The sequence below is a fragment of the Brenneria sp. L3-3C-1 genome, assembly GCF_016456245.1.
Lineage (GTDB): Bacteria > Pseudomonadota > Gammaproteobacteria > Enterobacterales > Enterobacteriaceae > Brenneria.
Window position 1 is genome coordinate 12,236 of record NZ_JAEMHF010000001.1, and the last position, 25,926, is coordinate 38,161.

The 25,926-nt window shown below is 53.0% G+C and carries 22 protein-coding genes, 1 tRNA gene and 1 pseudogene; 6 read left to right on the forward strand and 18 right to left on the reverse strand.

The window, feature by feature from the left end:
- Positions 1–495: 495 nt before the first annotated feature.
- The gene (locus JG725_RS00050) at positions 496–2,010 is read left to right on the forward strand and encodes an HNH endonuclease (RefSeq protein ID WP_233356278.1); all 1,515 of its coding nucleotides are present in this window, start codon (positions 496–498) and stop codon (positions 2,008–2,010) included.
- Positions 2,011–2,305: 295 nt separating this feature from the next.
- Here the strand turns inward: JG725_RS00050 and JG725_RS00055 are convergent, their stop codons facing one another.
- Both JG725_RS00055 and JG725_RS00060 read right to left on the reverse strand, forming a co-directional pair.
- The gene (locus tag JG725_RS00055; protein WP_199376010.1) at positions 2,306–2,515 is read right to left on the reverse strand and encodes a TraR/DksA family transcriptional regulator; all 210 of its coding nucleotides are present in this window, start codon (positions 2,513–2,515) and stop codon (positions 2,306–2,308) included.
- Positions 2,505–3,019: pseudogene (locus JG725_RS00060) on the reverse strand (DUF2857 domain-containing protein); the annotation flags it as partial. The pseudogene JG725_RS00060 and the gene JG725_RS00055, both read right to left, overlap by 11 nt.
- Here JG725_RS00060 and JG725_RS00065 point away from each other — a divergent pair.
- Positions 3,001–3,273 carry a helix-turn-helix domain-containing protein gene (locus JG725_RS00065; RefSeq protein WP_199377163.1) on the forward strand — a complete coding sequence of 91 codons (273 nt, stop codon included), beginning with the start codon at positions 3,001–3,003 and terminating at the stop codon, positions 3,271–3,273. The pseudogene JG725_RS00060 and the gene JG725_RS00065 sit on opposite strands and share 19 nt — an antisense overlap.
- Positions 3,274–3,458: 185 nt before the next feature.
- Positions 3,459–3,773, forward strand: a complete 315-nt coding sequence (locus tag JG725_RS00070; RefSeq protein ID WP_199376012.1) for a helix-turn-helix domain-containing protein — start codon at positions 3,459–3,461, stop codon at positions 3,771–3,773.
- Positions 3,774–3,905: 132 nt separating this feature from the next.
- Here the strand turns inward: JG725_RS00070 and JG725_RS00075 are convergent, their stop codons facing one another.
- The 9 genes from JG725_RS00075 to JG725_RS00115 form a co-directional block, all read right to left on the reverse strand.
- Positions 3,906–5,177 carry an integrase arm-type DNA-binding domain-containing protein gene (locus JG725_RS00075; RefSeq protein ID WP_199376014.1) on the reverse strand — a complete coding sequence of 424 codons (1,272 nt, stop codon included), beginning with the start codon at positions 5,175–5,177 and terminating at the stop codon, positions 3,906–3,908.
- Positions 5,178–5,339: 162 nt separating this feature from the next.
- Positions 5,340–5,415, reverse strand: a tRNA-Asn gene (locus JG725_RS00080).
- Between the two features lie 209 nt (positions 5,416–5,624).
- Positions 5,625–6,737, reverse strand: coding sequence for a ferric ABC transporter ATP-binding protein (gene fbpC, locus JG725_RS00085; protein ID WP_199376016.1), 1,113 nt, complete (start codon positions 6,735–6,737; stop codon positions 5,625–5,627).
- Between the two features lie 14 nt (positions 6,738–6,751).
- Positions 6,752–8,830: an iron ABC transporter permease gene (locus tag JG725_RS00090; protein WP_199376018.1), complete on the reverse strand. Its 2,079-nt coding sequence runs from the start codon at positions 8,828–8,830 to the stop codon at positions 6,752–6,754.
- A gap of 129 nt (positions 8,831–8,959) precedes the next feature.
- The gene (locus JG725_RS00095) at positions 8,960–9,991 is read right to left on the reverse strand and encodes an ABC transporter substrate-binding protein (protein WP_172288585.1); all 1,032 of its coding nucleotides are present in this window, start codon (positions 9,989–9,991) and stop codon (positions 8,960–8,962) included.
- A 35-nt stretch (positions 9,992–10,026) separates the two neighbouring features.
- Positions 10,027–11,334: an MFS transporter family glucose-6-phosphate receptor UhpC gene (uhpC, locus tag JG725_RS00100; RefSeq protein ID WP_172288583.1), complete on the reverse strand. Its 1,308-nt coding sequence runs from the start codon at positions 11,332–11,334 to the stop codon at positions 10,027–10,029.
- Between the two features lie 89 nt (positions 11,335–11,423).
- Positions 11,424–12,998: an MASE1 domain-containing protein gene (locus JG725_RS00105; RefSeq protein ID WP_199376020.1), complete on the reverse strand. Its 1,575-nt coding sequence runs from the start codon at positions 12,996–12,998 to the stop codon at positions 11,424–11,426.
- A gap of 3 nt (positions 12,999–13,001) precedes the next feature.
- On the reverse strand, positions 13,002–13,631 hold the full coding sequence (locus tag JG725_RS00110; protein ID WP_199376022.1) for a response regulator transcription factor: 630 nt from the start codon (positions 13,629–13,631) through the stop codon (positions 13,002–13,004).
- Between the two features lie 101 nt (positions 13,632–13,732).
- Complete coding sequence (locus JG725_RS00115) at positions 13,733–14,449, reverse strand: aspartate/glutamate racemase family protein (protein WP_172288577.1); 717 nt, start codon at positions 14,447–14,449, stop codon at positions 13,733–13,735.
- A 177-nt stretch (positions 14,450–14,626) separates the two neighbouring features.
- On the opposite strand from JG725_RS00115, the gene hypT reads away from it, so the two are divergent.
- Positions 14,627–15,529 carry a hypochlorite stress DNA-binding transcriptional regulator HypT gene (gene hypT, locus JG725_RS00120; RefSeq protein ID WP_172288575.1) on the forward strand — a complete coding sequence of 301 codons (903 nt, stop codon included), beginning with the start codon at positions 14,627–14,629 and terminating at the stop codon, positions 15,527–15,529.
- Positions 15,530–15,748: 219 nt separating this feature from the next.
- Here the strand turns inward: hypT and JG725_RS00125 are convergent, their stop codons facing one another.
- Entirely contained in the window at positions 15,749–17,053 is a 1,305-nt protein-coding gene (locus tag JG725_RS00125; protein ID WP_172288573.1) for a dicarboxylate/amino acid:cation symporter, read from the reverse strand.
- 845 nt (positions 17,054–17,898) lie between these two features.
- Here JG725_RS00125 and JG725_RS00130 point away from each other — a divergent pair.
- Together JG725_RS00130 and JG725_RS00135 are read left to right on the forward strand one after the other, a co-directional pair.
- Positions 17,899–20,067 (forward strand): sigma 54-interacting transcriptional regulator, encoded by a 2,169-nt coding sequence (locus JG725_RS00130; RefSeq protein ID WP_172288571.1) that lies wholly within the window; start codon positions 17,899–17,901, stop codon positions 20,065–20,067.
- Positions 20,068–20,179: 112 nt separating this feature from the next.
- Positions 20,180–20,500 carry a hypothetical protein gene (locus JG725_RS00135; protein ID WP_199376024.1) on the forward strand — a complete coding sequence of 107 codons (321 nt, stop codon included), beginning with the start codon at positions 20,180–20,182 and terminating at the stop codon, positions 20,498–20,500.
- A 10-nt stretch (positions 20,501–20,510) separates the two neighbouring features.
- On the opposite strand, the gene fdhF is transcribed toward JG725_RS00135, so the two are convergent.
- The 6 genes from fdhF to hyfH form a co-directional block, all read right to left on the reverse strand.
- A complete protein-coding gene (fdhF, locus tag JG725_RS00140) occupies positions 20,511–22,658 on the reverse strand; it encodes a formate dehydrogenase subunit alpha (protein ID WP_172288567.1) in 2,148 nt (715 codons plus the stop codon).
- Between the two features lie 38 nt (positions 22,659–22,696).
- Positions 22,697–23,239, reverse strand: coding sequence for a 4Fe-4S dicluster domain-containing protein (locus JG725_RS00145; protein WP_172288565.1), 543 nt, complete (start codon positions 23,237–23,239; stop codon positions 22,697–22,699).
- A gap of 421 nt (positions 23,240–23,660) precedes the next feature.
- Positions 23,661–24,155 (reverse strand): hydrogenase maturation peptidase HycI, encoded by a 495-nt coding sequence (gene hycI / locus JG725_RS00150; protein ID WP_199376026.1) that lies wholly within the window; start codon positions 24,153–24,155, stop codon positions 23,661–23,663.
- Positions 24,148–24,552 carry a formate hydrogenlyase maturation HycH family protein gene (locus tag JG725_RS00155; protein ID WP_172288561.1) on the reverse strand — a complete coding sequence of 135 codons (405 nt, stop codon included), beginning with the start codon at positions 24,550–24,552 and terminating at the stop codon, positions 24,148–24,150. The genes hycI and JG725_RS00155 overlap by 8 nt, the downstream gene beginning before the upstream one ends.
- Entirely contained in the window at positions 24,549–25,340 is a 792-nt protein-coding gene (gene nuoB, locus JG725_RS00160; protein ID WP_199376028.1) for an NADH-quinone oxidoreductase subunit B family protein, read from the reverse strand. The genes JG725_RS00155 and nuoB overlap by 4 nt, the downstream gene beginning before the upstream one ends.
- On the reverse strand, positions 25,337–25,921 hold the full coding sequence (hyfH, locus tag JG725_RS00165; RefSeq protein WP_172288557.1) for a hydrogenase 4 subunit H: 585 nt from the start codon (positions 25,919–25,921) through the stop codon (positions 25,337–25,339). The genes nuoB and hyfH overlap by 4 nt, the downstream gene beginning before the upstream one ends.
- Positions 25,922–25,926 lie beyond the last annotated feature (5 nt).

Here is a 25,926-nt window from a genome sequence, read left to right on the forward strand (position 1 = left end):
CATTGCGGCGAAGATGCCTTTCAGACGATAGTCGGGATCTTTAGCCTGCTAACGTCATATGAACCGTCGCACGGCCAAGTTTGCTGAAACCCGCTAGCGTCAGGCTGAAGTTGTAGGCCCTCTTCGACGAAGCGAAATATTTACTGGCACTGGAAGAGCGAAGCTCGCCCATACTGAGGCCATAAAAAGCTTGTCGAATGTCTCAGGGCGTGAAGCGGCCGTTGTTAACAGAGAGGGGGATGGAATGGCAGCTTTGACCTGCTCCCCGACGATTATCACATGTTAATGTTAGTCCTGCATCCCGGCGGCGATGACAAATGCGAGCGTGCGCCCCTCGCTCATAACTGCCCTTTGGGGACCACCAGTCAGGCAGCTCCGAGCGAGGAGGAGCAGGATGAGGGGGCCGCTTTTCTCTCAAAAAAATAATAGTGTTGTACGTCAGCATAGCGCCAATTATTATTTATACTAATCATTCCCGAGGAAAGAGTGATTAACATGAAAATCAGTGTTTTTGCATCATTATTTGTTGAAGCCATCAATAATGCTGGTGAAGATAATGGCATGGCGAACACAATTTCTGGCATGCTGAATCAGATTGAACAGAAAGAGGTTGCGCGTCGTTCTCGAATCACGGAAAAAAAAACGGGGAGACGGGAAAGAGGACAATTATCCTTTAGAAAACCATATCCCCAGAGCCAGCTCTCACCCCAGGAAGATAATAGTTCAAAAAACAGAGAGGAAGATGCATCATCCGTTTTTTCGCGTGAACTGAAACAGAAGAAATACCGAAAATTAGTATCTGAACGACCCTATTATTTTTTATCCCTGGAATCCCTGATTGAAAAAAAGAGCGAAGTCAGGAGTACGTTTGAACGCGCAAAGCTAAAATATTCTGGTCATGGCAACCTTTCAAGACTGCATCAGGCGGAAAATAAATACCATCGGGTGATGACAGATGTCGAACGTGAGATTCAGCTAAAAGTCAGGGAGCGGCTTCAAAAAGGCCAGAGAATTCCCCGCAGCCTGTTGGTTAATGATGGCTTTGTTCTTTCCGAAGAGGGGGCAAAGCGTGACGAGCGGCGCAGGCAGCTAATTGCAGAAGAAGCCCGTGCAGCGGCTGCCCATCGAGAAGCCATAAGTAAATTCACGACATATACAAAACTCGTGCCGCAGCCGGCAGTGATTCAGGTCCCGCCACCACAGGTTCATGCTCCCGTTCTGCCGAAAAATCCTCTTCAGTTCCCGGTAACGGAGGTCACTGAGGACTTTGACCGTGCGCTGTATTTCGAGCTTTTAAGGAGTATGTCACGTGATGAAGCTTGGCGTATTGTCAAAAACAAAGCGAAGAATACGGCGTTGCAGAAAGTACCGTTCCTGACAGGTGAATTTTGCTATATACATACTCTGTGTTACTGGCTGCAGATAAGTGCGGGAGTTGACCATACTGCCGCGCTTAACGTGGCCACCAACAGTGAGAAAGCCGAAGGCTATCTCCGCAAGAGCATCGCCGATTGGACTACAAACTGCATCCGTATGTGCAGAGCACCGTCCATTAAGCACAGGGTTGTTTTAGCTTCAAGGCTGGTTACACCTGTTAAATTCACCGCACTACGCCATTTTAATCTTATTGATCCCAATCGTTATCTCCATAGCATTTCAAGCCGTTCAGCAAGCCTGCAGACTAATTTTAAAACACGGGTTCTTGAAAATTTTTATCACTGCTGCGCTGTAACCGGGCAAAAAATTGGCGCATTATTACAGGCGTGCCACATTGAGGATTATGCTCTGGGTGGCAATATGAGTACCGACAACGGAATACTGCTGTCAGCAGATTGCCACCGGTTGTTTGATGAAAATCTGATGGGTATTGAGCCGGAGAAACTAACAATACACTTCAAAGTAAGATGCATTTACTCATCCATGTTTGAAGGAAAGCGCATTCATCCTCACCGTCTGGCCTTAAATAAAGATAAGCTCAGAAAAAAATGGGAAATGTTTCAGGCGGAATAGCACCTGATAAAAACTGCTACCTGGTGTTGTACCAGAAATTTCAGGCTGAATATCTGGTCAGCCAGATAAAACTGGTAACTTTATGCTTGCTCCTCACGCATTGCTGACTATTAAGTTTAATCGTGTTCAACACAGAACACTTCCAGCGCAAGTCTGAGCCAACACAGATAAATAATAATGGCTGTAGTTTCCTATTCAGTATTTCACAGTTTAAAATCCTCATGGTTGCTTACTTATTCATATAATAAAAAACGCGCAGAGAAAATAACTTCTCTGCGCGAATGTCATCCTGTTATCAGTACTGGCGGTGTTCAATAATAGTTTGGCATTCTGTGCAAGTTGTTACTCCCGGAAGAGTTTTCCTCCTTTTCTCGGGAATGGATTCACCGCACAAACGGCAGTAATGTAATGAGGGCGTAGCTGCTGGCTTAAAACGATTCTGTTCAATCATCTCTTCAAGACGTTGCTCATTAAATTCCTGATCGCGATCGATCTCATCTGGCATGCGATGTCCTCCTGTTCAGTGCTTCTTTCTCACAAAGGTGATACGGTTCCAGACGGCGATCAGGGAAAGCCCTTTTTCGCGGGAAGACAATGATTCAGTAACCTGCATCATTGCTTCCAGCGCGTCAGGTGTATCAAGGTTTTCAGTGCGTTTCTTTTGCCATGACAGCCAGATTTCGGTATCAACGGTTTCATCGGGAATAGGCGTTCGGCCATAAGGGATGGTGACACCCAGCAATCGGCGGCGAGCGCAGACTTCATTTGAGGTGAGGCCAAAAAAATGATTCAGGAGTGCAATAGATCCTCCCAATCTGATGGCGCGATTTATCTGTTGCTGGCGTTGCGCTTCCTGATGGGACAGCGTCAGGATCTGCTTTAGAATGTCGTGACGAACGGTGATCGACATAAACTGCGCCGATGCCCGGCTGACGATAAACAGTTCGTCGAGGGATAGCTGATTGAGAGCATTCAATTCTTCGAATGTGAATCCTAGGCCGAGTGAATAAGGGATTAAAGCAGGCAGAGCTCGGTTGTCTAGCTGGTCTGGATGAGGAAACGGCAAGCTCTCGTATGAGCCAATATGAAAGAGAAGTCAGTGCGCCAGATTTTGGGTTGGTTTCTCGGTTTGCTACAGTGCTGGATGTTCCTGAAGCGTATTTCTATGCTGTTGATGACGATCTCGCCACCTTGATCTTATTACAGTATCACCGTTTCAAGAAAGCCAACCCAAACTCCACGCTGCTCATCACACCTCAGTAAGGTTGATGCCCTAATGCGTCATGGTGTTCAATCTCTGTGCGTTTACCCTCCTAAATTTAATTATTCCTACTCTCAATGAATTAAATCTTCATTTTTGATCTTAAAATAACCAAAAATAAATTTTAAATTTACTGGGTGAAGAACCACTTCAAGAGAGGCATGGCGGGAACGGCGATAATCGGCTTATGTTAATCTGCGAAGCAGGTAATGCCGTGATTGGTAAACGATTAAGATTGGCCCGGGTGAATGCAGGATTAAAACAGGTCGAGCTCGGTTGTCTCGCTGGACTGGATGAAGAGACGTCGAGTTCCCGCGTAAGCCAATATGAAAGGGAAGTCAGTTCACCGGATTTTGGTCTGGTTTGCCGGTTTGCGGCGGTGCTGGATGTGCCGGAAGCCTATTTTTATGCTGTCGATGAAGATCTCGCAACGCTAATATTGCAATACCATCGTTATAAGAAAAGTAACCCTAATTCTACGTTGTCGATTACCCCGCAATAGACCTTCATTCATGTGTGCGTCCTGATTAATTTACTGATATTTATCTATTTTTTTGAAGTTCTAAGGCCTGATTTTCTCGTAATCTGAAAAGCAGATCCTTTTATCAGGATCTGCTCTTAGGTGCGTTATCGATCAGGCAGCTCCACCCGTCTTATGCTGTTGAGCATAAATGTATGGCGCAACATATCCTTCTCGGTTGGTATCCAGATAATCCGACCACCACTGCATCATTGCTTTACGGGCTTCAAGATGGGCGGCTTTGTGGATATAGGCCGCCCGCACGCTATTGCGCTCCTGATGGCTCATCTGGCGCTCAACGGCATCCTGCGACCACAACTCCGATTCCATCAAAGCGCTACAAGCCATCGCCCGGAATCCGTGGCCGCAGACATCCGTTTTGGTGTCATAACCCATCAGACGCAGCGCCTTGTTGACCGTGTTTTCACACATTGGTTTATACGGATTATGATCGCCGGGAAACACCAGTTCCAAATGGCCGGAAATCGCTTGAATTTGCTTCAGAATGTCGATGGTTTGTCGGGATAGCGGGACAATATGCGGCGTGCGCATTTTCGCTCCGCGTCCAGAATAGCGGACGCCGGCAATTGCGTCGCGGGTGGCGGGAATGGTCCAGATTCTATTTTTGAAATCTATCTCGCGCCAGCGAGCGAAGCGCAGTTCGCTGGAACGGATAAACAGGTGCAGGGTGAGTAGTACCCCCAGCCGGGTCAGTTCCCGTCCTTGATGATAGCCGTCAATACGTTCCAGTAGTTCCGGCAGACGCTCCAGCGGCAGGGCCGGATAATGGCGTCTAACCGGCGGAGCCGTTACGCCGACCAGATTCAACGCCGGGTTGTTTTCAATCCATCCTTGCTGAACCGCGTAACGCATAATATTGCACAGATGCTGCCGTGCGCGGGAGGCCACCTCCAGCAAACCTTTTTCCTCAATACCTTTCAGGAGGGCAGTGAAGTGTCGGGTTTTCAGTTCCGTTATCGGCTGATTACCGATCACCGGAAAAACATGATTGTTCAGGCTGGCAAGCAGGCGAGCGGCATGGTTCTCCGACCAGGTTCTGTTGCTTTTATGCCAGCTCAGCGCAACGGTCTTGAAACTCTTTGCTGGTGAACGCGCTGCCTTTTCAGCGGCTCGTTGCTGCGCCGGGTTGATATTCTGCACCAGTAGTTTGCGGAGTACATCATGTTTCTGTCGTGCTTCCGACAAACTGATTAACGGATAGGCGCCCAGCGCTATGCGGGTTTCTTTGCCACCGAAATAGTACCTGAAGTACCAGAGACGCGAACCAGTAGGTTTAACGTGGAGATATAGACCGTGTGAATCGGATAGTTTTATGGGGGTAACGGGAAGTTTTAAGTTGCGGATTTTCGTGTCGTTTAGGGGCATATGCGGGTCACTCCGTTATCGAACTGGAAAGACCCCAAATCTGACCACCATTTTTTCCCGATGCGGAGGGAAAACTAGAAACGCATCGGGAAGGATTTTCACGCTAACCTGTTGAATCAATGTACAAATAGGGATTCGCAAGAATGCATGAAAACAAGTAAATGGCTCCTCTGACTGGACTCGAACCAGTGACATACGGATTAACAGTCCGCCGTTCTACCGACTGAACTACAGAGGAATTGTGTGAACGGGGCGCATCATAACGGGGTGTACCGCGCATGTCAAAGGCGGAAACCACAAATTTGATTTGTTTGGCGAGAGAATGCGCAACCGGCGGTGATTTTGGTTTATAACGGTGTTTTATCGCGTATTTTGCCAGTATGAGGGCGCTATTTTGGCGTGGCGGATTAAGCGGAAATCAAGGGCGGCGGATGCCGCCCTTGATTATTAATTGTCGGCCAGAACGAACATTCCGTAGGGGTGGATTTGTAAGTAATAACAATCGCCGGGATTGGGCTGGAGCTGCGTGGCGTTAACCTGTAACAGCAACGATTGCCCGTGCCATTCTACCTGCACCTCGTATTGCGGCCCCATGTAGGCCACCTTGGTGATGGTGCAGCGCTGGCTTTCCGCGCCTTGCTGGCCGAGCGTGATGGCCTCAGGGCGAACACCGACGGTACACGCGTTTAGTCCCGCGGCAAAACCCTGCTGTCGCGGCAGTTTATAGCCATAAATATCCACGCTGTCATCCGCGATCGTCGCCGGGAAGACGTTGGCATCCCCCATAAAGCTGGCCATAAAGTGGGATGCAGGCTGACGATACAGTTCCTGCGGCGCGCCTAACTGCATGATTTTGCCTTTGTTCATCACCAGAACCATATCGGAAACCGCAAAAGCCTCGCTCTGGTCGTGCGTTACGTACAGCGAGGTGATGTTGAACTGCTGCTGAAGTTCGCGGATCTTCTCACGCATGCTACGGCGCAGGTTGGCATCCAGGTTACTCAGCGGTTCGTCAAACAACAGCACCTTAGGCTTGAGGATGAGCGCCCGGGCCAGCGCCACGCGCTGCTGCTGTCCGCCTGAGATTTGATCGACAAAACGATCTTCAAACCCGTCCAGATCGACCAGCGCCAGCGCTTCTTTTACCCGCTGTTTAATCTCCGTTTTCGGACGCCCCAGCATTTTCAGCCCATAACCAATGTTTTCGCCCAGCGACATGTGCGGGAACAGGGCATAGGACTGAAATACCATACAGATGTCACGCTGCTGGATGGAGCGATCGGTCACGTCTTCGCCATCGATAAAAATCTGGCCTTCCGTCGGTTTTTCCAGCCCAGCAACCAACCGGAGCACGGTGGTTTTACCGCAGCCGGACGGGCCGAGCAGTGTGACCATTTTCCCTTGCGGGATAGCCAGATTCAGCGAGTCGATGACGGTGTTGTGACCGAAGCGTTTAGTGACCTGTTTCAGTTCAACAAAATTTTTATGACCAGCGTCCTGCGTACCGCCGCAAGCGGCGTTAGAAAACGTTTCCGACGGTTTTTTATTTTTGGTATTCAAGGTAATCACTCCGCTTAGTCACTGTTCTGGGCTTTGGAACGGGAAACCCGCGCTTCGCCGACCAGATAGTCAAACAGGAAAATAATGGCCAGCATGACCACAATCAGGATGGAGCCGTAGGCAATTGCCATGCCGTATTCGCCGTCTTCCACCCGGTTAAGAATGTAAGAGGTGGCGACACGGGTATCCGGCGTAACCAGAAAGATAATGGCGCTGACGGTGGTAATGGCGCGCACGAAGCTGTAAATCAGCGCCGACAGGATCGCCGGGCGCAGCAGCGGCAGCAGGATGTAAAATACGGTACGCATCGAACCGGCCCGCAGGCTGAGCGACGCCTCATCCAGCGATTTGTCCAACTGGCCCAGCCCGGCGATACCGGCGCGGATGCCGACCGGCACGTTACGCATCACCATTGAAATAATCACGATGGCGGCGGTGCCCGTCAGGTATACCGGCGCGCTGTTAAACGCCAGAATATAAGACACCCCGGCAACGGTTCCCGGCACCGCGAAACACAGCATGGTGGTGAATTCAATGGTTTTCTTGCCATGAAACTGCTGACGCACCACGATATAGGCAATCAATAGCCCCAGCATGGCGGTGATCGGCGCGGCGATACCGGCAAACAGCAGGGTATCCAGCATCGACGGCCAGGCGCCCTCGCTGAAACCTTGTCCGAACAGCTGGATAAAGTTGTTCAACGTCAGGGTGTAGTCGACGCCCCAGTTGACGGTGAAGCTACCGTAGAAAATGCTGCCGTACAGCAAGGCGTTAAAGGCAATCCAGACATAGAGTAGAATGCTGACGATCCACACCAGCGAGACCGGCAACGGCTGCACGTCGCCCCGGTAGGATTTGCCGGAAATGGTGACGTAGGAACGCTTGCCGATCCACAGATACTGGATGCAGAACACCGCCAGAGAGAACAGCAGCAGGACCACGCCGAGCGTACTGGCCGCCTGATAATCCAACTGTGCGCCGACGATATAGAAGTAGATCTGGGTGGCGAGGACGTCGAAGTTACCGCCGAGCACCAGCGGGTTGCTGAAGTCGGCCAGCGACTGCACGATAACAATCAGGAACGAGTTCGCCAGCGCCGGTTTCAGCAGCGGCAGGAATACCCGCTGAAAGGTTTGCCAGCGGTTGGCCCGTAGCGTGTAAGAGGCTTCTTCCAGCGACGGGTGGATGGTTTTAATCGCCCCTTCAAGGATCATAAACGACATCGGGGTAAAGGCCAGCACCTGCGCCAGCCAGATGCCGGTAAAGCCGTAGAGCCAGTTGGTATTGGTCAGGCCAAACCAGCTGACCATCAGTTCGGTGACATAACCGGAGCGCCCCATCATCAGGGTGACGCCCAGCCCGACGACGAACGGCGGGGTTACGATCGGCAAAATAGAGAAGATCCGGCCGATGATGGCGGAGCGCCGGGCGATGCGCGAGGTGTAAATCGCCAGCACCATACCGAAAAAGGTACAGCCGATACCGACCGCCACCGACAGCATGAACGAATTCCAGATCACCTGCAAAATATGGGCTTGTCCCAGCACCTGCATAAACAACAGTGGCGCAAATTCGCCGCTGTCGGTGGTGAACATGGGAATAAAAATGGCAATGCTGGGATAAAGAATAAATACCCCGATCAGCGCGATGATGCCGACCAGCGAGCCGATAACGAACTGGTCGCCGCCCAGCCAGTCAAGCCGCGACAGCGACAGGGTGATGATGGCGCCGAGCGCGATGAACAGCAGAATGGTGGCGTAACCCATGCCGCGCCCTTCAAGGGTAGCGCTGATCACCACAAACACGGCGCAGAACAGTGAATAGGCCGCGTCAAAACGATGCCGGCCGCGTTGTTCCCGGCTGGCGGCGACCACCGGGCGCAACAGCAGCCCCAGCGGCAGCAAAAACCATAGCAGGCTGATATTCAGGCTTGACCAACTGTAGGCATCCAACAGTTCATCACGCGATACATCAAACAGGCCATAGTCCAGGCTCCAGGCGGGCAGCAGCGTAAATGCGACGGCGATCAGCGCCAGCCACAGGAATACGGCATCCCGTTTCGGCGTTGGAGAGAGAGCTAATGTGTGCGACATGATGGATTCCCTGGTGTTGTCATCATTTATTACGTAGGTTTTGCATGCGTTATTGTTATTTTTTTCATGACGCCGGACGGCGGATAAGCTTGTGCCCGGGTGCCTTCTGGCTTATCCGCCATGTCACCGCTATTTGCCCATTTTGACTTCATTGACCCATTTGGAAATCAGCTCTTTACGCACGTCTGATGCACCGTATTTGTCCATGTCGTAGTTGATCAGTTTCAGATCTTGCAGCTTCAGCGACAAGGGGGAGGCTTCGGCCGTGGTATTGGTCAGGATTTGATACGACTGGCCTTTCTTCCACGATAGCTCCTGCGCTTCTTTCGATAATGCCCAGTCAACGAACAGCTTGGCGTTATCCAGATTGCGGGCGCCTTTCAGGATGCTGACCCCGCCGATTTCATAACCGGTGCCTTCGCAGGGGGAAACCAGCGTCAACGGGGCGCCTTTCTCTTTTTCCAGCGAGTAGTCATGCAGGAAGCCGATACCGATGGCGGTTTCGCCGCGCGCGGCGTTACGCGCCGGAGCGATGCCGGATTTGGTGTATTGGGAAACATTGAGGTTGAGTTTTTTCAGGTAATCGAAAGCCTGATCCTCGCCCCACAGCTGGGAGAAGGTCGCCAGCGCGGTATAGGCGGTGCCGGAGCTTTGCGGATCGGCAATCTGGATTTCGCCTTTGTAGATGGGATCGGTCAAGTCCTTCCAGCACTGCGGAACCGGCAGATTTTTCTCTTTCAGACGATTGGTGTTGACGCCAAAGCCCAGGATCCCCACGTACACGGCGGACGAGTAGTTGCCCTTACGTTTGGCGGGATCGCGGAATTGCGGCATGATCTGCTCAAGGTTGGGGGATTGGTAGGGTTCGAGCAGATCCATTTCGCCGGCCTGAGACTGCGGATCCAGCGTCCCGCCGTACCAGACGTCAGCCTGCGGGTTTCTCTTCTCGGCTTCGACTTTCGCCAGCGTACTGCCGGAACCATTACGGATAAACGAGGTTCTGACATCGTATTTTTCGCCAAACGCCTTGGCTTCTTCCTCACAAAAGGCATTGGTGGCGCTACAGTAAATCACCAGCCGTCCGGCGGCCTGCGTAGTGGCGGAGACGGCTGCCAGCGTCAGCCCGGCGGCAATCATGGTGGCAAGGGTGGTCAGTTTCATTATATTTTCCTTATCGGATTGTAGGGGTACTCGCATTACAGCGATCTCAGTGTCTCCCGCTGGCTGACGCCGGCCATCAGCAGCGGCATCAGGAGCAGGCCGATACAGGCCGACGCCAGCGCCAGCAGGGTAAAAAATCCGGACCAGCCGGCGTATTGCAGCACCTGCGCCAACGGCCAGCCGGCCAATGCCGCGCCCAGATAGGCGAACAAGGCCAGAAATCCGGTGACGGTGCCGGCCGCATCCTTATGGCTGTACTCGGTGGCCGCCAGGCCGATCAGCATTTGCGGCCCGAAAACAAAAAAACCGATGCTGAAAAAACAGACCGCCAGCAGCGAAGCATGGTGAACCGGCGTCAGCCATAGGGCGGTCATGGTCAGAAACAGCCCCAGCGCAAACAGCAGGATCATCGGGGCGCGCTGACCGCGAAACAGCAGATCCGATCCCCAGCCGGCAAACAGCGCGCCTATCAGCCCGCCCAGTTCAAACAGCGACAGCGTGGCGTTCGCGCTGAGCAGGTTGAAACCGTGACTTTCCGCCAGCCAGATATTTCCCCAGTCATTCAGTGCGATGCGAATCAGATACACCAGAATGTAGGAAATCCCCAGCAGCCAGATGGTGTGATTACACAGGATCGTATCCCGCAGGATCTGGCGCATCGGCATCGGCGGGCTTTGTTGTTCCTGCCGGATCTCCAGCGCATCACGCCGCCATTGTCCGACGCTGGGCAGCCCCTGTTGCTGCGGTTTGTCGCACAACTGCCAGCACAGCCACAGCCCGATCAGGATGCCGACGATCCCCGGCACCAGCAGCGCCGCCTGCCAGCCCCATTGCGCAGCCAGATAACCGGCCAGTAAAGGCACCGCCGCGCCGCCGATATTGATCGAGGTGTTCCAGCATCCCCACCAGAAACCGCGCTCGTTGCGCGAATACCAACTGGTCAGCAGTCTGGCGCAGGGCGGCCAGCCCCATCCCTGAAAAAATCCGTTTAACGCCCAGACGATAAGCAACCCGCTGAGCGATTCGCAGAACATGAATAAAATGTTCAATATTCCGGTGATCAACAGCCCGACGCCCATAAACCAACGCACCTGGCTGCGATCGCACACCATGCCGGAAATAAACTTCGAGGCGCCGTAGCACAGATAAAACAGCGTACCCAGTAGGCCGATATCGTCTTTGCTTAGCCCCAATTCCAACTGCATCACCGGCATGGCGAAATTAACGCTGCGCCGCGTCAGGTAGAACGTGGCGTACCCGATGATCATCGAAATCAGCAGTCGCGGCCGCCAGTAACGATAGCGCTGGCTGATTTGGGTCGGTGAAAGCGTCGTTGCCTGCATGGGTATCTCCGTCGCATTGAGGGAAGAGTAGGGGGAAAAAAGCCGTAAGAGATGAGATAAGGTTTTAGGATGCTAGGAAAAATTCCTAGCTATTCGGTTTTTTGTGTGAATTTTGTGGGCAGGTTAACAGTTATGTGCGTGCCCTTGCCCGGCGACGGTTCGCCGCCGGACGGAGGCCGCGCCTTGGCTTGAACCTGCCAGTTGCCGCCTAATGCGCGCACGCGCTCTTCAATTCCCCGCAGACCGAAACCGCCGCTGTTGTCCGGCGCCATACCGATGCCGTCATCGGTGACTTCCAGGGTAATCAGGTCGTTATGCTGATAGAGCCGCACCTCAATATGGTTGGCGATCGCATGTTTGTTGATGTTATTGAGCAGTTCCTGAAGTAATCGATAGAGCGTAAAGATCACCACATCGTCATAGGGCTGTTGCGGCAGTTGATAGTCCAGATTGAAGCGAATTCCCCTGGCGTTGAAGGCGAACTCGTCCGCCAGATGGTGCAGCGCTTTATCCAGCACCATTTCGTCCAGCGCCGGAGGACGTAAGCGGCGCAATAGCTGCCGGGTCGTGTGATGAATACGCTGCGACAGATCGCTGATTTGTCCGGCGGCCTGCCGGGCGGTTCCTTCCGGCGCGCTGTGCTTAACCAGCATGGCCTGGATCTGAATCGCGGTAATATTTTGTCCGATATCGTCATGCAGTTCGCGGGCGATATCCTTGCACACTTCCTCTTCGGTATGGATGATTTGTTCCATCAGCTGGCGGCGGGTTTTCAGTTCCTGCTCCAACTGCTGACGATAGCGTTGCAAGCGCTGCGCCAACTGTTGCTGGCGGCTGATGGCGATCCCCAGCCCGATACCCAATAGCGCCTGTGTGGATAAGAATAGCTCCAGTTCGCGTAAGTCGTTAAACGCGCCGCTGACCTGCCGGGTAACGGTAATCATCAGGCTTCCCAGCACAGCGGATAAGACCCCGCCCTGCCAGCCAAACTTATAGGCCATGACGACGTTCGGCAGGAAAACGAAAATGATCAGCAGGCGCTCCATTTCCGGGGTAAAGGTGATTTGCAGGCAGACGCCAATCGAGAAAAACAGCGAACACCAGACCAACAACGATGTGCGCAGCGGCGGATCGGGGATCGCCTGCGCCAGCAGGGTTTGCAGATGCTGCTGTTTGATATATTCATGGATCAGGTAGGTAAAGGGAATAAGCAGCACGCCGCCGGTAAAGGTCGCCAGTAAAGTCTGGGTGAGCTGCGTCTGGAGCCAGGGGCCGATAAACAGTCCGTGCAGGATGCTGTTCAGGGTTAACGCGGCCAGCAATAGCAGAAGCCGCTGCCAGTAAAGGGTATAGCGATGCCAGATTTTTTGCGTGATGACCGCCGGTAACAGACTCAGCCAGGGGGAAAGCGCGATCAGCATCTGGGTCTGAAGCTGTTCGCCGAACAACCAGAATTGAATCGCCATTTCCGACAGCACCAGCGCCGGCCAGTATTTACGCGGCAGCAGGATCATCAACGCCAGCCGTAATCCCTGCGGCAGCAGCAGTATCGCCTGTTGGCCGTTATGACTCAGATAGAAGCCGATGGTCCATAGCGCCAGCCAACTTAAGCCATAGGAAAAAATAAGGAACAGCGTCATGCCGACGAAACGCGGATTGAACATCGATCAGCTTCCTGCCAGCAATTGATGCTGTAAGGCAAAGTGCACCAGTTCAACCGTGGTGTCGCATTGCAATTTGCCGAGGATATTGGCGCGGTGAACATGCACGGTTTTGTGGCTCAGCGCGAGCTGCTCCGCAATGCTTTTCACGCTCAAGCCGTTAATCAGCAGGGTAAATATTTCCCGTTCACGCGGCGTCAACGCGAGCAGTTCCTTTGGCGGTTGCTGCTGGTGGCGTATCGCGTGCAGCGCATCGGCGCACAGGTATAGCCCGCCGCCGCTGACGACGCGGACGGCCTGAACCAGCTCTTCGGGGCCGCAACGTTTGGTCAGATAGCCGCCGGCCCCCGCGTCCAGCGCGCTTTGCACAAAGGCGCTGGTGTCATAGATGCTCAGGATAATGGCGCGAAAGCCGGGGCGCTGCCGGCGCAGGCGGCTTAATAAGCTCAGGCCGCTTTCATCCGGCATGGCGATATCAATCACCGCCACGTCGATAGGTTGTTTGAGCAGGTGCGGCCATGCCTGCGCGGCAGTGGCATACTGCCCAATGACCTGAATGTCCTTTTCCAACGCCAGAAGCTGGGCAAAGCCAGACCGTACAACGATGTGATCGTCTATCAGAGCCACATTAATCATGGTTTGCCACGTTAGTCTGCCGTCATCAAAATGTAATCATGCGCAGTAATGCGGCAGCTAGCAAGCCTGGAAAATAAAAATGGAAGCGAGTTAACAGTATCTCAGGCGGCAACTTCATGGTTGTGGGAAGGCGAAAAATACCACTCGACGGTTTTTTTAATTAATTCTTCCGTCGCATCGATATAGTCGTCAGGGGTTTTTTGTATCTCTCGCGCTAAGATAAGCGGGAGTTCGGTACAGCCCAGAATAATTTTCTCGATTCCTGCTTGCAGCATCCGATCTTTTATCGGCGATAACATGGCGTGTGCTTGATTAAATTTCCCCGCTTTATACGCATAAATGCTTTCCATCACCAAATCCTGTTCCGTACGGGTAGGAATATGACAATAAATACCGTTCTTACCCAGATTATCCTGATAAATCTGCGCCTGGATGGTGGCGGTGGTGGCCAATAGCCCGACCTTGACTATCTTTTTATCCTGAATAACCTGGCAGGTCGTATCAATAATACTGATCATTTCGACACGGGTGTGCCGTTTTAATTCATTAAACCAGTAATGTGCGGTATTACAGGGAATGATAATGCACTCGGCGCCGGCATTTTCCAATATTTTCATATATTGGATCATTTTTTCCAACGGCGACGCGCTGTGATCAAGAATACATTTTGTTCTGTCCGGGATATCCGGTATCGATACCGCAATCATTGGAATATGGTCCTGATCCCGGTAAGCCGGCGTATTCTTTATCAGCTTCTGCATCGCATCAACGGTTGCGCCCGGTCCCATGCCACCGAGTATGCCCACTAAGCGGTTCATGATGTTCACCTTATATAGCCGTCATTGTAGATTTTTGAAATTAAAAGGATAATCGCATATCGTCGAGAAATGTGAATTGCTAAATTCCCATCTGCTATGTATGATTTGCATAGCGAATGGTCTTCTCATGCTTTTCTTGGGTTCAACAACGCGGTAAAATATAATCGGTGAAATATCATGTTGAATAATATCGAGACAAAATGGCTGTATGATTTTATTGCGCTGGAAGAATATCGTAGTTTTACGCTGGCGGCGGAAAAAAGAAATATTTCTCAGTCATCATTCAGTCGGCGCATTCGCGCGCTGGAAACCGCAATTGGTTTCGACATCTTCGACCGTAGTTCCTCACCATTACAATTAACCGAGCCGGGCCGGGTTTTTCATGCGCATATTCGCAATACGCTGGATGATTTGGAATATCAGCTTAATAAACTGCACGGCGGCAGCAATTATAAAAATAAAATCATTATTGCCGCGGCGCATTCGTTATCGATTTTCATAATGCCTGAGTTGCTAAAGAACGTACCGGAATCTCAGGAGAAAATATTTTATGTCGAGTCAATCGACGTTGATGAGGCGGTATTAAATCTTAAAGAAGGGCGCAGCGATTTTATCTTCTCTTTTTACAATGAAGAGTTGATGTCTGAACCCTTTATGCATGAAAAGATACTGGAATCCCGGCTTTATCCGGTTTGCGCCGCTGACGGCGCCGGTAAACCCTTGTTTGATATTAACGCCCCCGGCGTACCGCTGCTTAATTATACCGACACCAGCTATATGGGGCGTCAGGTAAGCCGCTATTTATCCACCGTCGGCAGCGACAGATTTACGGTGCATTTCGTCTCTTCAATGAGCGATCTGCTAAAGCGGATGACGCAACAAGGTTACGGCATTGCCTGGCTGCCGGATTACTCCATCAAAGAAGAGCTTAAAAACAAACGGCTGGTTATCCTCGATATGGAAAACGCCGTGATGCAAATGGGCGTTTATCTTTATCGGCTGGATGCGCGGTTGAATATGGCGTCGGAAAAATTCTGGCGCTATATGAAGGAATCGCATCGGCGGCAGATAAAAAAATAGCGGCCGGACGGCCGCTATCCGACGGTTGACAAACCTATCTACTGAACCAGAACGGTGAGAATGGAATAGAAGAGTAAAGCGTCCGCGCCAGGGATGGCGCGGTTCGAGCTACAGGGACGTACTTGCAGCGTCTTTACGATCTATCCATTCTCACCGCTCGACGCACGTTGTCATCAACCTCATAGCGGCCGGACGGCCGCTATGAGATGACCATCAAGATTAACTGTTCTGACTGGCCTGAACTTCCTGATAGGAAACGACCGCGTCTTCTTCCTCTTCCTCGTCGTCATGGACGTCTTTTTCAAGACTGGCCACCACCGCGGTAGAGATACTGTTGCCGATGACGTTGGTGGCGGTACGGCCCATATCCAGGAACTGGTCGATACCGATAATCAGCAGAATCCCCGCTTCCGGCAGGCTGAACATCGGCAGCGTCGCCGCGACCACCACGACGGAAGCGCGCGCGACGCCGGCCATTCCTTTACTGGTGATCATCAGCGTCAACAGAATCAGGATTTGCTGCGTCACGCTTAAATCAATGTTGTATGCCTGAGCGATAAACAGGATCGCAAAGGATTGATACATCATTGAGCCGTCCAGGTTGAAAGAGTAACCCAGCGGCAGCACAAAGCTGGTGATTTTCTTCGGTACGCCAAATTTAGTCAGCGCTTCCATGGTTTTCGGATAGGCGGATTCGCTGCTGGCGGTCGCAAAGGCCAGCATGGTGGGCTCGCGGATCAGTTTTGCCAGCGTAACGATGGCTTTGCCCAGAAACGCATAGCCAACCAGGAACAGTGCGCCCCACAGCAAGGCCAGACCGAGATAGAACTCGCCGATCAGTTTACCGAAGTCGTAAAGCAGACCCAGCCCCTGTGTGGTAATGGCGGAGGCAATCGCGGCGAATACCGCAATCGGCGCCAGGCTCATCACGTAGTCCGTCACGCGGAACATGATCTTGGCCAGTTCCTCAATCATGGAGGCAATGACCGTCGCGCCTTTGTTCTTATTTTTCACATAGGCGAGCGCGGAGCCAAAGAACAGGGAAAAAACCAGAATTTGCAGAATTTCATTGTTCGCCATCGCTTCCACGATACTTCTCGGGAAAATGTGGCTGATAAAGTTCTTAAGCGTAAAGCCATCGGTGTTCAGGCCGGTTGCCACGTGCGCGGCATTGACCGGAACTTCCAGATTCATGCCGGCGCCGGGCTGGAAAAAGTTAGCCAGCACCATGCCGATCAGCAGGGAAAGGAAAGAAGCGGTGATGAACCAGGTCATGGCTTTGATGCCGATACGACCGACGGCGGAAGAGTTGCCCATACTGGCCAAACCGGAAACCAGCGTGGCGAATACCAGCGGTGCGATGATCATCTTGATCAAACGCAGGAAAATATCGGTAACCATGTTGAAATAAGAGGCGATTTCTTTTGCTCGTCCGCCATCAAGATATTGATGACATAGCCATCCCACTAATATCCCTAATAAGATAGCGACGGCTATCTGTATAACTAACTTCTGCCTTTGCATATTGACCTCATGTTGGTGAATAGATTCAGACAACACAGTATTATTGCAGCGTGGTGGATCGCGCGTATTCCTTGAACGCACTGAACCAGCACCCTGACTGTTATTGGGGGTGTTGTGTCTGCACGCAGATATTACCTTGATTCTGATTTTTTACCGTTTTTTTTCTGGGTGATAAGATGCGAATTATAATTGTTCGATGCAAAAAAAGCATACTTACGGGCCGGTTATGACGATAATGGATAGCTTAGCGTTACGCGTGAAGAGACGGATTTTTTATTAAAATTAATAAAAACAACGGGTTATTTTTACATTCCTGCGATATGCTGTGCGTTGGCTTTCTGCATCATCAGATTAACTTATAATCTTGTCAGTATTAGCAATAAATAGAATTTTGTTCAGAATTTATTCTTTCAGCGGGGTTGTTGCCGACGATTTAATTACGCTGATGCTTAACCGGAAGGCCTGTATCCGTCCAACAGTTTATTTGATTGATAAATAATCGCTTAATTTGCTTATTATTCCGCCAATAAGAATAATGGAATGGGCGGTTTTTGTATTTTTGATGATAAATGAAAGTAATATTTTTGTTACTCGGAAAAAACGGCAATGACGTTATATGCATAATCCGCGACGCTCGGGGATTAAATAAAAGTCTGGCGACAGTGACGCTACTGAACGCCCAACCGCAAAAAAGTAAATGGTTCGTAGGCTTATTTTTTGTCGGGAAGGGCTATTCCTCTCTGCGATCACGATTCAGATCAATCAATCGACGTGGCGACATAGGATTTCCTTTCGTTAGTCCTTACACTATTAACCTTATTGGTTATGATGATTTTGCGGTGGTTATGGCGATACGACTGACAGGTTCCCCATCACGTTTGTCCATTCTGTGGCAGGATAGCCTGCTGAAAGTGTCTCAGACGCTGTTGCAGCAACGTAGCATCGATGCGCTGCTACAGGTACTGGATAGTTTGTCTTTTTCGGTAGTCAGGTTTGGGCGGGTCAATCTATTACTGCTCGATCCGTTACATAATCAAACCCTGTTTTATCGTCGTGACCGCGACGCGAATAAAACTATTCGTAGTGAAGATCCCTTGCTGTTATTAGGCGGCCCGGGCAGCGTGGTGTGGAACACGCATACGCTGCTGCATTGCGACCGGGATCGTTTCCAGCGCGACTTTCCCCACCTGATGGATCAACCCGCCTACGCCGGACTCAGCGACTATTGCCAACTGCCATTATCCACGCCGCACCGGGCATTGGGCGGCGTCGAGTTTATTAAAATCGACGGCAGCCTGTTCGACGACAGCGAGATCGCCTTTTTTCAGGCCTTATCGGGCGTGATTACCTCGGCGCTGGAAAATATCAGCGAGCGCGAGCAGGCGCAGCGCGAAGCGGAGAAACTGCGCCACGAACGCGATCATTTTCGCATTCTGGTTGATGTGACGAATACCGTGATTTCCAAACTGGAACTGAAAGCGCTGGCGCAGGAGGTTTCCCGGGAGATCCACCGCTTTTTCGGTATCGACTTTGTGGCGTTGGCATTACGGGATAATGACGACGACGATAAGACATTGAAGTATTACGCCACCCATTTTCCTGCCGGACGTTCACCGCGTCTGGAGGAGGGGGAACGCAAGCTATCGGAAACCCGGGCGGCTGAAGTGATGCAGAACAATGAGGTTACGCGAATCAATAATCGGGTCAATCAGCCCGGTCAGCCGCGTTATCTGGCGCAGTGGTTCGACAGCGGATTAAAACACGCCTGCCTGTTTCCGCTGGCCTTCAGCGATCGGGTACTGGGGGTGCTGGAGCTGGCTCACCATTGCGACCTATCGGTCAGCGATGCGGAAATGAAATTGCTGAGCCAGATTGCATCGCGCATCGCCATCGCGCTGGATAATGCGCTGGCCTATGAGCAGATTACCCGCCTGAAAGATAGCCTGATTCATGAGAACTTCTATCTGACGGAACAGTTGACCGAACAAACGCAAAGCCTGGGCGGCGAAGTCTTTGGGGAAATTATCGGCCGCAGCGCGGCGATCCGTCAGGTGTTGCAACAGGTGGAAATGGTGGCGGACAGCGACAGTACCGTGCTTATTCTGGGCGAAACCGGCACCGGCAAGGAACTGATCGCCCGGGCTATCCATAGTCTGAGCCGGCGTAAGGCCAAACGCATGGTGAAAATGAACTGTGCGGCGATACCTTCCGGTTTATTGGAAAGCGATCTGTTTGGACATGAGAGAGGATCGTTTACCGGCGCCACGAGCCAACGGCAGGGGCGCTTTGAAATGGCGGATGGCAGCACGCTGTTTCTGGATGAAGTGGGCGATATCCCGCTGGAGCTTCAGCCCAAACTGTTGCGCGTATTGCAGGAACGGGAGATTGAGCGGCTGGGCGGCAGTAAAGTCATTCCGGTGGATGTGCGCCTGATTGCCGCCACCAATCGTGATTTGAAACAGATGGTGTCCGATCGGGAATACCGCAGCGATCTCTATTATCGTTTAAACGTTTTTCCTATCGTGATACCGCCGCTGCGTGAACGGCCGGAGGATATCCCGCTGTTGGCCAAGTTTTTCGCCCGTAAGATCGCCCGCCGGATGAATCGAACCATCGACAGCATTCCTTCTGAAATGCTGCGTCAGTTGAGTAAACTGCCCTGGCCGGGAAATGTGCGTGAACTGGAGAATGTGATCGAAAGGGCGGTGATCCTTACCCGAGGAACCACGCTGAATTTGCAACTGGCCGAACTGCAATATCATCTCTCGCCCCTGGATGTTCCGCAACCGTCTCCCGCGATAGCGGCGGTGCTTCCTGTTCCTGCGGCTTCGCCGGTGAAAGAGCATAAGGATGAGTCGGAGCGCCAGCGGATTATTCGGGTGCTGCGGGAAACCAACGGTATTGTCGCCGGGCCGAGAGGCGCCGCCGCCAGGCTGGGATTGAAACGCACCACGCTGCTGTCGCGCATGCAACGCATGGGGATCTCCGCCAGAATGCTGGAAAGTATGGAGTAGCATCACGTAGGGGCGTTTTACGGGGTAGCGATCTCTGTCTTCCCGTGAGGGGTAACTCCCAGAAAATAATTAAGTATTATTCGGTAAATCACATTAAATAACAAAAGGTTGCATGCTTAATGGTTTCTTTCGCGTAAAAATCGCGCTGAGGTGGGCGGGACCGCCGGGTGAGCGGCAGGACAGCCGCGAAAGCCAGTGCCGCGCCGGGAGCGCGTCACTGGCGGCCCGAACAGCGGTCACGAACGCCGAAGGCATCGCGCAGCGACGCGATTTCCCGCGAAAAGCCTGGGGACATGGGGCGGCGGCGATTGAGCCGCCCCATGTCGGGCGCGTGCTGCAACGGTTGCAGAAATCTTCATTGGTTAGTGCGCACGAAACCCTCACTGCACTGACAGAAATTCTTCCCCACATTTGTGGGGATCTTCAGCCGTGAAGGAAGACCGTTAATTCACTTCCGCCGTTTTGCGCAGGTGCGCTTTCAACTGGCTATACTCCTGCTGCACGTAATTTTCCGCCCACTGCTGGTTTTCAATCGCTTCCAGCTTGACGGCGCAGTATTTGTATTCCGGCGTTTTGGATATCGGATCGAGGTGATCCAGCGTCAGCTCGTTACAGGCGCCGATCCACCATTGATAGGTCATATACACCGCTCCTTTATTCACCCGTTCGCTGACGTCGACGCGGCTCATCACTTTGCCGCGTCGCGACGAGATCCAGGTCAGTTGCTGATCGCGCAGCCCCAGCCGTTCGGCGTCTTCAGGATTGACCTGAACGTAACCGGGTTCGTCGGCCAGCGTTTGCAACGCCGTACAGTTGCCGGTCATCGAACGACAGGAATAGTGGCCCACTTCCCGCACGGTACACAACACCAGCGGATAATCTTCATCGACCAGTTCCATCGGCGCCCGCCATTCTGTGGCGAACAGCAGGCCTTTGCCGCCGGGACGGGCAAACTGGTTGCCTTCGTACAGCCACGGCGTGCCCGGGCTGTCCTCGGTGGGGCACGGCCAGGGCACACAGGCCAGCCCGGCCATTTTCTCATAGGTGGCGCCGTAGTACGTCGGGCAGAGATGCCGCATCTCGTCCCAGATTTCCTGAGTATTGTTGTAATGCATCGGGTAGCCCAGCGCGGTAGCCATCAGGCTGATGATTTCCCAGTCCGGCTTGACGTCTCCCTGCGGTTCGACGGCCTTGTAGAAACGCTGGAAACTGCGGTCGGCGGCGGAGTACACGCCTTCATGTTCACCCCAGGAGGTGGCCGGCAAAATAATATCGGCCACCGCGGCGGTTTTGGTCATGAAGATATCCTGAACGATCAGTAATTCCAGTTCGCTGAACGCTTCCCGCATCATGGACAGATCCGGTTCGGTTTGCAGCGGATCTTCTCCCATCACATAGTTTGCTCTGATCTTGCCTTCTTTAATCTTGTGCGGCACATCGGTAAGGGAATAACCGACTTTGTCCGACAGCTCCGCCACGCCCCAGGCCTGGGCGAATTTATTCCGAATTTCCGGATCGGTAACGGATTGATAACCGGGGAACATGTTCGGCAAGGCGCCCATGTCGCAGGCGCCCTGAACATTGTTCTGACCGCGCACCGGCCCGACGCCGACGTTCGGCCGTCCCAGATTACCGGTCAGCAGCGCCAGCCCGGACAGGCCTTTGACCACATCCACGCCCTGACCCCACTGACAGACGCCCATTCCCCACAAAATAGTGGCGGTTGGAGCGGCGGCAAACATCCGCATCGCCTCGCGCACCAACTGAGGCGACAGCCCGGTGATCTCGGCCGCGTATTCCGGCGTGTATTTGGCGACGATCTGGCTATATTCCTCAAATCCTTCGGTATGACGGGCGACATAGTCCTGGTTATAGAGGCCCTCATTGATCAGCACGTTGGCAAAGGCGTTGACCAGCGCCATATTGGAGCCGTTTTTCAGCGGCAGCCACAGATCGGCGATGCGCGCGGTTTCGATATGGCGCGGATCGCAGACAATGATTTTTGCGCCGCGTTCTTTGGCTTTCAGGATCCGGCGGGCAACGATGGGATGTGAATCCGCGGCGTTATAACCGAATACCAGAATACATTCGGTATGCTCGATTTCACAGATGGAGTTGCTCATCGCCCCATTGCCCAGCGTGACCCGCAAACCGGCGACGGACGGGCCGTGGCAGACGCGGGCGCAGCAGTCAACGTTGTTATTTCCGGTAACGGCGCGGGCGAATTTTTGCATGACATAGTTGGTTTCGTTGCCCGGGCCGCGGGAAGAGCCGGTGTGCATAATCGACTCCGCGCCGTACTTCTCTTTGATGGCCTTCAGCCGTGAGCTGGCGAAGCTAATCGCTTCGTCCCAGGACACCGCTTCAAACGGCGCGCCTTTTTGACGGCGGATCAGCGGCTGCTTCAAACGCGGCGTCAGCAGTTTGGTGTCATTAAGAAAATCCCAGCCGTAATAGCCTTTAAGACAGAGTTCGCCCTCGTTGATCTGGCCGTTGGCGCCTTCGGCGCCCACCACCTTGCCGTTTTCAACCAGCAGGTTTATTTTGCAGCCTGAACCGCAATAAGGACAGACGGTAATCACTTTCTGCATGATGGTTATTCTCCTTCTGCGTACCGTTACGGCACTGTTCAGAACTGCATGCCCGCGGCGTCGTCAAGCGCCGCGCGACGTTGTTTTTGTTGGATCATGGCCTGCATATCATCGCGGCCGATCAGTCGTAATGCTTTTGTCGGACAAACTTCAATACAGGCCGGGCCTGCTGTGCGCTCATGGCAAAGATCGCACTTTTGCGCTTCGGCTTTGATCGTGTTGCCCAACGTTTGATAATGGCTGATACGGGCGACCGGTTTACTGATCACGGTCATGGCGCCGTAAGGACAAGCTACAATGCATGTCTTACAACCAATGCATTTCTCCTGCTGTACCTGAATACAATCATCCGCATGAATGATGGCGCCATTCGGACACACGTTGGCGCACGGCGCATCTTCACACTGGCGACACTGAATCGTGGTGCTGACATTCAATCCTTTAACGACCTTAAGGCGTGGTGAAAAGTGCTCTGGGGATAATGAGGCTGTTTTATCGTCGTTGTGGGACAGCGCACAGGCAACTTCGCAGGTGCGACAGCCAATACATTTCCTCGAATCTGCAATAACGAACCGGTTCATGACATCGTCTCCGACAAAAAATTGTTGTGTCGACATATCAGGGTGTGACACATCACCGCCCGGTAAAGCAGGGTTTATGCCAAAAAAAGATAAAATAATTTAATGATTTGAAAATTAACGATTTTTATTAAATTTTCGCCTGGTTTTATGGCTGAAATACCCCAGGTGACGATACTAAGAGGCGCGTTTCGGCAGATTTGACGACAAACGATTGACGAAAGCGTAGGGCACATAAACCTTTAGCCAATAAGCAACGCCGCCGTAACGCGGGAGGGGAGAAATGCCGACTGATTGTCGCGTAGCGGTGCGTTTTATGACGGCCGTAGCGGAAAAAAAACGGTCATTTTTTCCGCCTATCAACGCGTATTCTCATGGATGGGAAAGGTAATGGAGCACGATGCGGTTTATCTGAATAATCGCGCTACAGCATCTGGAAACCGCCGTTCCCCCGCCACCCGGCCAGCCGCTGATGAATAAGCGCCACGGCCTGTTCCACCGCCGCGCTAAGCGGACAATAGAAAGCGACTAATGCGGGCTGGATACCGATAAAGATCACCTCGGGAATATCGTCTTTTAACTGGTCGATCAGGAAATTCAGCGGCAGATTATGGGTATTCATCAGCATGTCTTCGGCGATGCGCTGCGGATCGACGATGCGTATTTCACCCGGCGCCAGCCCCATATCGGTAGCGTCCACCACCAGCAGACGGCGGGGACGAAGCGCCCGCAGACTGTGGGCGGCATTTTCCGGAATGGCGCCGCCGTCGATCACCGACCAGCCGGCGACCGGGCTTTGCGTCATGCGCTCGGCCAGCAGCGGCCCGGCGCCGTCATCGCCCATCATGCTGTTGCCCACGGTCAGCACCATATTCTCGTTGGCGACACGCGTTTCCGTGCGCCCGTTTTGCTCAATCATCAACGCGTTTCACCATTAAATAGAGCGCGGTTTCCTGTTCAATGGCGCGCAAATAGGCCAACAGGGTTTTGCTCCAGTCCGGATAAGCATCCTGTTCGCCGGACAAGGCCCCAAAGGCGCGGCCCAGCGTTTGGGTATGGCTGCTGTCGATGACGATCTCGCCAAATTTCAGCAGGCCGCTCATTTTGCGTTTTGCCTCGCCTTCCGCCAACTGCCCGATCCAGCGCTGAAAGTCCGCCTGCGGGCAGATCAGAACCTGTTTCAGGCAGTCGATCACCCCGACGTGGTGGCCGATCGCCAGTGAGTAATACATCACCTGTCGCGCCTGATCCGGCACTTTATCTTTGCTGTCGAGAAACTTCTGGCTCAGGGCGTAGAAAATCACCTGCGCGCTCATCGGCAGCGCTCCCCGTTCAACAGCGCCAGATAGATCTGCTGAAGCTGCCCGACAATCTCCGTCAGGCGCGGGTCGTTTTGTTGTTGCAGCCAGTCGGCAATGCGCCGATCCAGTTCGTCCAGCGGTTGGTTTTCCAGTCGGGCCAAAAAGGCGTCGCTGATTTCCCGTCCCTGACGATAGCCCGCCATGCGCCGGGCTTCCCGTTCCAGCAGCACGCGTAAATCCAGCGGCACGTCCGGGTGAATCAACGCGGCTTTTTCCTGTTCCGCCTGCCGATAGTCGCTGCCGTGCAGTTTCTGCTCCAGCAGACCCAGCGCGACGGCAAAGCCGTAGATGGTGGCCGCCGGACTGGGCGGACAGCCGGGAATATAAACGTCGATGGGGACAATGGCGTCGCTGCCGCCCCATACGCAATACAGATCGTGAAAGATCCCGCCGCCGCAGCCGCAGGCGCCGTAGGAGATGCAGATTTTCGGATCGGGCGCCGCTTCATAGGCGCGCAATGCCGGTATCCGCGTTGCCCGGGTGACGGCGCCGGTAAATAACAAAATATCCGCATGGCGCGGCGAGGCCACCACTTTGATGCCGAAACGCTCGGCGTCGAACAGCGGCGCGACGGAGGCGAAGATCTCTATCTCGCAGCCGTTGCAACCGCCGCAGTCGATACGGTAGACGTAGGCGGAGCGCTGAATGTCTTGCAACAGCGTTTTCTTGAGTTTTTGCGCCTGTTCATCCAAAACAATCGGCGTGGTCTGGTAATGATCGACGCCAGTGGACAGGGTGCTCATGATTTGCTCCCATTGACAGCGGCCGGTGATGAACTGGCAGCCGGGGAAATAGACTGGCTCAGCATCACATTGCCTTGGTTGTTCATGTTCTGTTTACGTTTACATTCCGGGCAGGTTTCGAAGCGGGGCCGCTGTGATTCGACCTCGTCGGCGGACATCCCTGACTGTTTCAGCAGCGCCATGGTGTAGTCCACCTCCTTTTGCGGCGCGAAAGGACGATGGCAAACCCGGCAGTCCAGCAGGGTGAAGGTGGCGCGCTGATAGAGATCCGCTTTATTGCTCACCGCCATTTCAAATTCCTGCGACAGCACGATGGCGCGGGTCGGGCACACTTCTTCGCAGCGGCCGCAAAAAATGCAGCGCCCCAGAAAGAGCTGCCAGGTACGGGTGCCGTCGGCGACATCGGTTTCCATCGTCAGCGCATTGGCCGGACAGGCCATGGTACAGGCGGCGCAGGCGATGCATTGCGCGGCGTCGTATTGGGGTTTGCCGCGAAATCCCGCCGGCAAATCCAGCGGTTTAAACGGGTATTTCACCGTACTGTTGCCGGTTTGCAGGATGGTTTTAAACAGTTTCAACATGGTTC

What these genes read in the sequence shown, in the direction of transcription:
- JG725_RS00130 (WP_172288571.1), top strand. Translation starts at nt 17,899, where the DNA reads ATGGCGATACGACTGACAGGTTCCCCATCACGTTTGTCCATTCTGTGG.
- JG725_RS00095 (WP_172288585.1), bottom strand. Translation starts at nt 9,991, where the DNA reads ATGAAACTGACCACCCTTGCCACCATGATTGCCGCCGGGCTGACGCTG.
- JG725_RS00145 (WP_172288565.1), bottom strand. Translation starts at nt 23,239, where the DNA reads ATGAACCGGTTCGTTATTGCAGATTCGAGGAAATGTATTGGCTGTCGC.
- nuoB (WP_199376028.1), bottom strand. Translation starts at nt 25,340, where the DNA reads ATGAGCACCCTGTCCACTGGCGTCGATCATTACCAGACCACGCCGATT.
- JG725_RS00115 (WP_172288577.1), bottom strand. Translation starts at nt 14,449, where the DNA reads ATGAACCGCTTAGTGGGCATACTCGGTGGCATGGGACCGGGCGCAACC.
- JG725_RS00105 (WP_199376020.1), bottom strand. Translation starts at nt 12,998, where the DNA reads ATGTTCAATCCGCGTTTCGTCGGCATGACGCTGTTCCTTATTTTTTCC.
- uhpC (WP_172288583.1), bottom strand. Translation starts at nt 11,334, where the DNA reads ATGCAGGCAACGACGCTTTCACCGACCCAAATCAGCCAGCGCTATCGT.
- JG725_RS00110 (WP_199376022.1), bottom strand. Translation starts at nt 13,631, where the DNA reads ATGATTAATGTGGCTCTGATAGACGATCACATCGTTGTACGGTCTGGC.
- fdhF (WP_172288567.1), bottom strand. Translation starts at nt 22,658, where the DNA reads ATGCAGAAAGTGATTACCGTCTGTCCTTATTGCGGTTCAGGCTGCAAA.
- JG725_RS00070 (WP_199376012.1), top strand. Translation starts at nt 3,459, where the DNA reads ATGTTAATCTGCGAAGCAGGTAATGCCGTGATTGGTAAACGATTAAGA.
- JG725_RS00125 (WP_172288573.1), bottom strand. Translation starts at nt 17,053, where the DNA reads ATGCAAAGGCAGAAGTTAGTTATACAGATAGCCGTCGCTATCTTATTA.
- JG725_RS00090 (WP_199376018.1), bottom strand. Translation starts at nt 8,830, where the DNA reads ATGTCGCACACATTAGCTCTCTCTCCAACGCCGAAACGGGATGCCGTA.
- JG725_RS00055 (WP_199376010.1), bottom strand. Translation starts at nt 2,515, where the DNA reads ATGCCAGATGAGATCGATCGCGATCAGGAATTTAATGAGCAACGTCTT.
- JG725_RS00135 (WP_199376024.1), top strand. Translation starts at nt 20,180, where the DNA reads ATGCTTAATGGTTTCTTTCGCGTAAAAATCGCGCTGAGGTGGGCGGGA.
- JG725_RS00050 (WP_233356278.1), top strand. Translation starts at nt 496, where the DNA reads ATGAAAATCAGTGTTTTTGCATCATTATTTGTTGAAGCCATCAATAAT.
- JG725_RS00075 (WP_199376014.1), bottom strand. Translation starts at nt 5,177, where the DNA reads ATGCCCCTAAACGACACGAAAATCCGCAACTTAAAACTTCCCGTTACC.
- hyfH (WP_172288557.1), bottom strand. Translation starts at nt 25,921, where the DNA reads ATGTTGAAACTGTTTAAAACCATCCTGCAAACCGGCAACAGTACGGTG.
- hycI (WP_199376026.1), bottom strand. Translation starts at nt 24,155, where the DNA reads ATGATTGAGCAAAACGGGCGCACGGAAACGCGTGTCGCCAACGAGAAT.
- hypT (WP_172288575.1), top strand. Translation starts at nt 14,627, where the DNA reads ATGTTGAATAATATCGAGACAAAATGGCTGTATGATTTTATTGCGCTG.
- JG725_RS00155 (WP_172288561.1), bottom strand. Translation starts at nt 24,552, where the DNA reads ATGAGCGCGCAGGTGATTTTCTACGCCCTGAGCCAGAAGTTTCTCGAC.